Raw genomic sequence first — 7570 nt, 5'->3', positions numbered from 1 at the left:
CGCCCACCGACAACACCGTGCGCTCCGGCCGCCGTCCCCCCGCCGCCGCGCCCGGAGCGCACGGTGTTGTCGGTGGGCGAGCTCACCCGGCAGATCAAGCAGACGGTGGAGTCGCGCTTCCCGCGCGTGATGGTGCGCGGCGAGGTGTCCAGCTTCCGGGGCGCCAACGCGCGCGGCCACTGGTACTTCACGCTCAAGGACGCGGACGCCTCCATCGACGCGAAGGTGTGGGCGTCCATGGCGTCGCGGATCCGCTTCGCGCTGCGCGACGGCATGGAGGTGGTGGCCGAGGGCAGCGTGGACCTGTACGAGCCGCAGGGCCGCTACAGCCTCATCGTGTCCCGGCTGGAGCCGGTGGGCGAGGGCGCGCTGGCGCTCGCGTTCGAGCAGCTCAAGCAGCGGCTGGCGGCGGAGGGGCTCATCGGCGACCGGCGCGTGCGGCCGCCCCGGCCCGTGCCGTTCCTGCCCCGGCGCATTGGCGTCGTCACCAGCCGCACCGGCGCGGCGCTCCAGGACTTCCTGCGCGTGCTGCACTCGCGCAACCCCCGGCTGGGCGTGCTGCTGGCGGACGCGCGCGTGCAGGGGGAGGGCTCCGCGGAGGACGTGGCGCGGGCCATCGAGCGGCTGGGCCGCACCGACGTGGACGTCATCGTCGTGACGCGCGGCGGAGGCTCCGTGGAGGACCTCTGGACGTTCAACGAGGAGCGGGTGGCGCGCGCCATCTTCGCCTCGCCGGTGCCGGTGGTGTCCGCCATCGGCCACGAGATCGACTTCACCATCTCCGACTTCGTCGCGGACCTGCGCGCGCCCACGCCCAGCGCGGCGGCGGAGCGGCTGGCGCCGGTGCTCGCGGACCTGGAGCTGACGCTGGCCACGCAGTCCGGCCGGCTGCGCCGGGCCATGGAGCGCCGGGTGCTGGAGCTGCGCCAGAGCCAGGGCCAGCTTCGCGCGCGGCTGCCGGATCCTCGCCGCGAGGTGAACCACCAGCGCCTGCACCTGTCCGAACAGGTGGAGGCGATGATGCGCGTGCTGCGCCCCCGCACGCGCGAGCACCGGGAGACGCTGCGCGCCTTGCAGGAGCGGCTGCAGCGGGCTCGGCCCCAGACGCGGCTGTCGGAGCAGCGGGCACACCTGCTCAAGCTGGCCATGCGCCTGTCAGAGGCGGCGCGCGCGGGCGTCACCCGGCGGCGGGGCGCGCTGGCGGACGCGCGGCTGGGGCTGGAGCGGCAATCCCCCACGGCGCGGGTGGCGGCCGAGCGGGCGAAGGTGGCCCAGGCGCGCTCGCGGCTCCTGGAGCTGCAGCGGGGCATGCTGGCGTCCGCGCAGACGCACTTCGGACGGTTGGGGGGGCGCCTGGACGCCCTGAGCCCCCTGAAGGTGATGTCCCGCGGCTACGCGGTGACGTTCCGCCAGCGGGACGGCGTCGTGGTGCGCTCCACGGCGGACGTGGCGGTGGGGGACGTGCTGGGCATCAAGCTGGCGGCCCACGGGGCGAAAACCCTGGGTGGGTGTGAAGAAATCGAAGCGACCGTTACCAGCCTGAAAGGCCCGGTGGACTGCTAGCGGGCCACCCTCTACATTCCGCGCCCCGCTCGGGGAGGTGGATGGCCGTGGCGAAGTCGGACAAGAACCCCAAGGTGGAGCCCGCTCCGGAGCAGTACGGGGACGTGGTATCGCGCCTGGAAGAGACGGTGGCGCGGCTGGAAAGCGGCGACCTGTCATTGGAAGAGTCGCTCAAGGCGTTCGAGGAGGGCATCCGCCTGGTCCGCCGGGGCGAGAAGCTGCTCACTGAGGCCGAGCAGCGCATCGAGCAGCTGCTGGTGGACGAGGACGGCCAGGACGTCGTGGCGCCGCTGGCGGTGGCGGCCCGGCCCGCTCCCCAGGCTGCCCCCCGGACGACCGCGCAGGCGCGTCCGCCACCGGAGGACGATGTCCCGTTCTAGGCATCAGCTGGGGAAGGGCGGAGGCCGGGCATGTCGAAGCCGAAGATTACGATTGTCGATGACGACCGCGACACGCGTGAGCTGCTCGCCGAGGCCCTGGGGGCCGAGGGGTTCGAGGTCATGTCCGCGGCCAATGGCCTGCGGCTCGTGGCGTCGCTGGAGCTGCACCGGCCGCACGCCATCCTCCTGGACGTGAACATGTCCTGGATCAACGGCTTCGAGCTGTGTCAGGCCGTGAAGCAGAACAAGCAGTTCCGGGACATCCCCATCATCTTCATCAGCGGGCGGGGAGACCCGGAGGACAAGCGGCGTGGCATGGAGGTCGGCGCGGCCGACTACTTCGTGAAGCCGCTGGAGCTGGACGCGCTCGTCAAGCGCATCCGCGAACTCATCCCCGCCGACGTGGCGAAGGAGCCCTGACGCCGATGGCCGCTTTCAACCTGGAACCCTTCATGCGCACCCAGCAGTCGCGGGTGGAGGCGCTCCTGCTCGAACGCGCGGACCGCCTGGGTCCCGCGGGCACGCCGCCCCGGCTGGCGGAGGCCATGCGCTACTCGCTGCTCGCGGGCGGCAAGCGCCTGCGCCCCGTGCTGTGCCTGGCCTTCGCGGACGCGGTGGTGAAGGCGAGCACCGACAGCGCCGTGGTGTTGGATGCGGCGTGCTCGCTGGAGTACGTGCACACCTATTCGCTGGTGCACGACGACCTGCCCTGCCTGGACAACGACGACCTGCGCCGGGGCCGGCCCACGAACCACAAGGTCTACGGCGAGCCGCTGGCGCTGCTGGCCGGGGACGGGCTGTTGACGGAGGCCTTCCACGTGCTCGCCGGAGGGCCGGAGCCGGTGCGCGGCATCCTGTGCGCGGAGCTGGCGCGCGCGGCGGGCGCGAGCGGGATGGTGGGCGGACAGGTGCTGGACATCGCGGCGGACCGGGCCGCGGCGCTGGACTACCTCCTGCGGCTGCACCGGATGAAGACGGGCGCGCTCATCCTCGCGGCGTGCCGGATGGGCGTCCTGGCGGCTGGCGGCGACGCGGCGGCGCTCGCGAGCGCGGTGACGTACGGTGAGGCGGTGGGCCTGGCCTTCCAGATCGCGGACGACGTGCTGGACGTGACCTCCAGCGCGGAGGCCATGGGCAAGCCGGTGGGCGCGGACGCGGAGGCCGGACGCTTCACCTTCCCGGCGGTGGTGGGGCTGGACGAGTCCCGCCGCATGGCCGACGAGCTGGTGGCCCGCGCGGAGGCGGCGGTGCGCCCGTTGGAGGGCGTGGACGGTCCGCTGGCGGCGCTGGCGCGCTACTCGGTGGAGCGGAAGTCCTGATGTCGGACGTGCTGTCCGGTGTCGCGTCTCCCACGGATGTGCGCGCGCTCCCCGAGGACGCGCTGCCCGGCCTGTGCGAGGCGCTGCGCGAGGCCATCATCACCACGTGCGGACGCGTGGGCGGCCACCTGGGCGCGTCGCTGGGCGCGGTCGAATTGATCGTGGCCCTGCACCGCGTCTTCCACACGCCGCAGGACGCGCTCCTCTTCGACGTGGGGCACCAGGCGTATGCGCACAAGCTGCTCACCGGCCGGCGCGACCGGATGCACACGCTGCGGCAGGCGGACGGCATCGCGCCGTTCCTGGATCCGCGGGAGAGCCACCACGACGCGCTGGCGGCCGGGCATGCGTGCACGGCCATCTCCGCGGCGCTGGGCCTGCTCTCCGGCCGGCGGCAGCTGGGCCACACGGGCCACGTGGTGGCGGTGGTGGGCGACGGCGCGCTCACCGGAGGCCTGAGCTTCGAGGGGCTCAACAACGCGGGGGGCAGTCCGCTGCCGCTCGTGGTGGTGCTCAACGACAACCAGATGTCCATCAGCGCGAACGTGGGCGCCATCCCCGCGCTCCTGCGCACGCGCAACGCCCGCGCCTTCTTCGAGTCGCTGGGCTTCACCTACCTGGGCCCGGTGGACGGGCACGACCTGGGCGCCCTCACGCGGGCGCTGCGCGAGGCGAAGGCGTCATCGCGCCCGGTGGTGGTGCACGCGCTGACGAAGAAGGGGCGCGGCTTCCCGCCCGCGGAGGCGGACGAGCAGACGCGCGGCCACGCGATGGGGCCGTACGAGTGGCGCGACGGCAAGCTGGTGCGCTCGCGCGGGGGACGGCCCACGTACAGCGAGGCCTTCGCCCAGGTATTGGGCGACGCGCTGGAGCGCGACCCACGCGTGGTGGCCGTGACGCCCGCGATGCTGGAGGGCAGCGCGCTCACCGGCTTGAAGGTGCGCTTCCCGGACCGCGTGCACGACGTGGGCATCGCGGAGCAGCACGCGGTGACGTTCTGCGCGGGGCTGGCCGCGGCGGGCGCGAAGCCGGTGTGCGTCATCTACTCCACCTTCCTCCAGCGCGCGTACGACCAGATTGTCCATGACGTGTGCCTGCCGGGGCTGCCCGTCGTCTTCGCGGTGGACCGGGCGGGGCTCGTGGGCGCGGACGGCGCCACGCACCAGGGCTCATACGACGTGTCCTTCCTCCGGCCGCTGCCGGGCCTCACGCAGTGGGCCCCGGTGGTGGGGGAGGACCTGGGGCCCATGCTCGCCACCGCGCTCCAGGCCTCTGGGCCCTCCGTGCTGCGCTTCCCGCGCGGCACCTTGCCGGACCTCCCGCCGGAGCTGGCGCGGGAGGGGACGGAGGCTCCGGGACTCCCGATGCACGACGCGCGCGTGGGGGCGGAAGGGGCCAGGGACTCCGCGGCCTCGCGACTGACGCCAGCCGCGCTCCCCATTCCGGGCGCCCGCTGGTTGAAGCGCGTGGCGGGCTCGCGGCTGACATTGGTGACGCTCGGGCCGCTGGGGCTGGCCGCGCTGGATGCTGCCCGGTCCGAGCCGGACTGGAGCGTGCTGGACGCGCGCCGGGCGTGGCCCCTGGATGAGGCCGCGCTCCTGGAGGCCTCGGCGGGCGGGCACGTGGTGGTGGCGGAGGAGGGCACCGTCCGGGGCGGCCTGGGCAGCGCGGTGCTGGAGCTGTACGCGGCATCTGGCGTGTCCCCCCGGGTGACACTGCTGGGCATGCCGGACGTCTTCCTGCCGCACGGGGACGCGCGGGTGCAGCGCACGCAGCTGGGACTGGACGCGGCGGGCCTGCGGCGCGCGGGCCGTGCGCTGCTGGGAGAGGAGAGCCGGTGAAGCCGAAGAAGGAACGCCTGGACGTGCTGGTGGTGGAGCGCGGGCTCGCCGAGTCGCGCACCAAGGCCCAGGCGCTCATCCTCGCCGGCCAGGTGGTGGTGGCGGATCAGCGCGTGGACAAGCCCGGCTCCCTGGTCCCCGTGGAGGCCGAGCTGCGCCTCAAGGGCGAGGTGCTGCCGTACGTGTCGCGCGGCGGCCTCAAGCTGAAGGCGGCCATGGACCGCTTCGGCCTGGACGTGACGGGCCGCGTGGGCGCGGACATCGGCGCCAGCACCGGCGGCTTCACCGACTGCCTGCTCCAGCACGGCGCGGTGCGGGTGCACGCCATCGACGTGGGCTACGGCCAGCTGCATGAGAAGCTGCGCGTGGACCCCCGCGTGCGCTCCCGCGAGCGGGTCAACGCGCGCTACCTCACGGACGAGGACCTGCCGGAGAAGGTGGGCGTGGTCGTCATCGACGTGAGCTTCATCTCGCTCACCCAGGTGCTGCCGTCGGTGCTGCCGTTCCTCTCACCGGGGGGCCTGCTCATCGCCCTGGTGAAGCCCCAGTTCGAGGTGGGCCCGGAGCGCGTGGGCAAGGGCGGCGTGGTGCGCGACCCGGAAGCGCGGCAGGACGCCATCGACACCGTGACGGCGTTCGTGCGCGAGCACGGGCTCAGCGTGCGCGGGGTGATGGACTCACCCGTGCCCGGGCCCGCCGGTAACGTGGAAGCGCTCCTCGTCGCCGACAGGCCCTGAGGGCCGCCGTCACTTCTTGACGGCGCGGTACTCGGGCAGCGTCAGCGCCTGGACCAGGTTGTTGCCCAGGCGCATCCACAGCCGCCCGCTGTCATCCACGGAGCAGGACAGGCTGCTGGAGACCTCGTAGCGGAACAGCTCGCCCTGTTCGGCGGTGTCCACCGCGACGATCTCCTGGGGCATGGTGGGCAGGCCGGAGGAACCCGGGGGCGGGCCGGCCAGGATGTAGAACTCGGAGGTCGTGGCGCGGCCCATCTGGACCTGGAGGATCTGCAGCTGTCCGGACGCGTCCACGGAGGTTCCGCCCTTGTTGACGACAAGGCCGGTGTTGCTGTCCAGGAACCAGACGCGCTGCAGGCCCACGATGGCCAGCCGCGAGCCCGCCGCATAGGGGAACACGCCCTGGATCTCCACGGGGAAGAAGGGCGAAGCCCACTTGTACGCCGCGCCCTCGCAGCCATCCATGGAGGTCAGGCACGCCTGCACGCGCGCCTGGTTGTTGTTGAAGGGGAACGAGATGTAGATGACCGAGCCGTCGAGGTTGAACGCAGTGAGCGGGGGATGCTCCACCGCGCCCGTGAACTGCAGGATGGTGCGCTCACTGACCGCGGGATTGTTCGGATTGGCCCCCGGCCCCGTCTTGTTCGCGTCGACCGTGATCACCACCAGCTCCACCAGGAGCCCGGTCGACTCCTGGGGCACGCGCACGATGGGGATGAGGACCTGCTCGGCCCGCTGCTTCGCCGGCCCCACGGGCGCCCACAATCCCTGGTAGGTCCACTGGAAGGTGCCGCCCGACGCCGTGTGCTGGAGCCGCGACACGGAAGGACCGTCACTCACGAGCGCGTCGCCGTTGCTCATGACGGACAGGTTCATCAGTTTGTAGGACGGCGCCGTCTTGCCCGTGACGACGAAGTTCGAGTCCACGGCGATCGCGCCGACGCCCGGGGTCCACACCCAGCGCTTGTTGGTCGTCGGATGCAGTTCGGTGACGACCGTGGACGCGCTGCAGGGGATCTGCATCTCCAGGGTGTTTCTCACCACGCCCGTCGCGTCCACGCGGTAGAGCGTGCCGGTGCCCGTGGTGGTGTTGCCGCAGCCGATGAAGGCGGCGGTGTCGCCGCTGCCCTCGGCGGTGAAGAAGTCCGTCACCACCTGGCCGTTGGGGTCCGGATCCTTGATGACCTTCTTCACCGGCAGGAACGTGGCCGGCTGCGGCTGGGACGAGTTCGTCCGGCCGTCCGCGCACGTCGCCCGCGCGTTGAGCGACAGGTTCACGGCGAGCCCGCGGTCGTACTTGATCTCATTCGGGGCCAGCTCGAAGTCCATGGACCCACTGGTGTAGGGCACGGACTTCAGGAACGTGTCCCGGTCGTAGATGTCCACCCGGGACACGGCGTCACACCCGGACACGATGACCCGCACCGTCAGCGACGGGGCCGCCGTGTTGGGCTGCGGCACGGTGAGCGTCACCGTCGGCGGGTCCGGAGTGGGGGCCGGCTTCTCGCCACCACAGGCGGCGAACACGGAAGCACAGAGAGTCAGCGAGGCCAGGAGGGCCCGCGCCGCGAACGGGCGCGAAGGGACGGAGTGCATGGTTTCGCACTCTACCGCGCTCCCTCGGGAAGCGGGCGGGGCCACGTCCCAGGGCCCTTCCGCCGGAAGCCTGATCGCGAGAACCCCCAAAATCCCCTGCCGGCGCCCGCCCGCTTCCCGAGGGAGCGCGGTAG

At 72.5% G+C, this 7570-nt stretch carries 7 protein-coding genes; 6 read left to right on the top strand and 1 reads right to left on the bottom strand.

From position 1 onward, the window contains the following. From xseA to D7V80_RS39220, 6 genes are all read left to right on the top strand, one after another. Positions 1-1563, top strand: a 1563-nt coding sequence (xseA, locus tag D7V80_RS39245; protein WP_199738976.1) for an exodeoxyribonuclease VII large subunit, incomplete at its 5' end; no start/stop codon positions are given. A gap of 41 nt (positions 1564-1604) precedes the next feature. Then, entirely contained in the window at positions 1605-1943 is a 339-nt protein-coding gene (xseB, locus tag D7V80_RS39240; RefSeq protein ID WP_014397651.1) for an exodeoxyribonuclease VII small subunit, read from the top strand. A 30-nt stretch (positions 1944-1973) separates the two neighbouring features. After that, positions 1974-2363, top strand: a complete 390-nt coding sequence (locus tag D7V80_RS39235) for a PleD family two-component system response regulator (protein WP_014397650.1) — start codon at positions 1974-1976, stop codon at positions 2361-2363. A 5-nt stretch (positions 2364-2368) separates the two neighbouring features. Continuing rightward, positions 2369-3262, top strand: coding sequence for a polyprenyl synthetase family protein (locus D7V80_RS39230; RefSeq protein WP_120592908.1), 894 nt, complete (start codon positions 2369-2371; stop codon positions 3260-3262). Next, complete coding sequence (locus tag D7V80_RS39225) at positions 3262-5103, top strand: 1-deoxy-D-xylulose-5-phosphate synthase (protein ID WP_120592907.1); 1842 nt, start codon at positions 3262-3264, stop codon at positions 5101-5103. The genes D7V80_RS39230 and D7V80_RS39225 overlap by 1 nt, the downstream gene beginning before the upstream one ends. Continuing rightward, complete coding sequence (locus D7V80_RS39220; protein ID WP_120565589.1) at positions 5100-5840, top strand: TlyA family RNA methyltransferase; 741 nt, start codon at positions 5100-5102, stop codon at positions 5838-5840. Before D7V80_RS39225 ends, D7V80_RS39220 begins: the two co-directional genes overlap by 4 nt. A 9-nt stretch (positions 5841-5849) precedes the next feature. Here D7V80_RS39220 and D7V80_RS39215 read toward each other — a convergent pair whose 3' ends face one another. Further along, complete coding sequence (locus D7V80_RS39215; RefSeq protein WP_120592906.1) at positions 5850-7436, bottom strand: hypothetical protein; 1587 nt, start codon at positions 7434-7436, stop codon at positions 5850-5852. Positions 7437-7570: the final 134 nt, after the last annotated feature.

The organism is Corallococcus sp. CA054B (assembly GCF_003611625.1).
Lineage (GTDB): Bacteria > Myxococcota > Myxococcia > Myxococcales > Myxococcaceae > Corallococcus > Corallococcus coralloides.
Note: the sequence above shows the minus strand (reverse complement) of the source record. Positions and strands in the feature narration are given on the sequence as shown.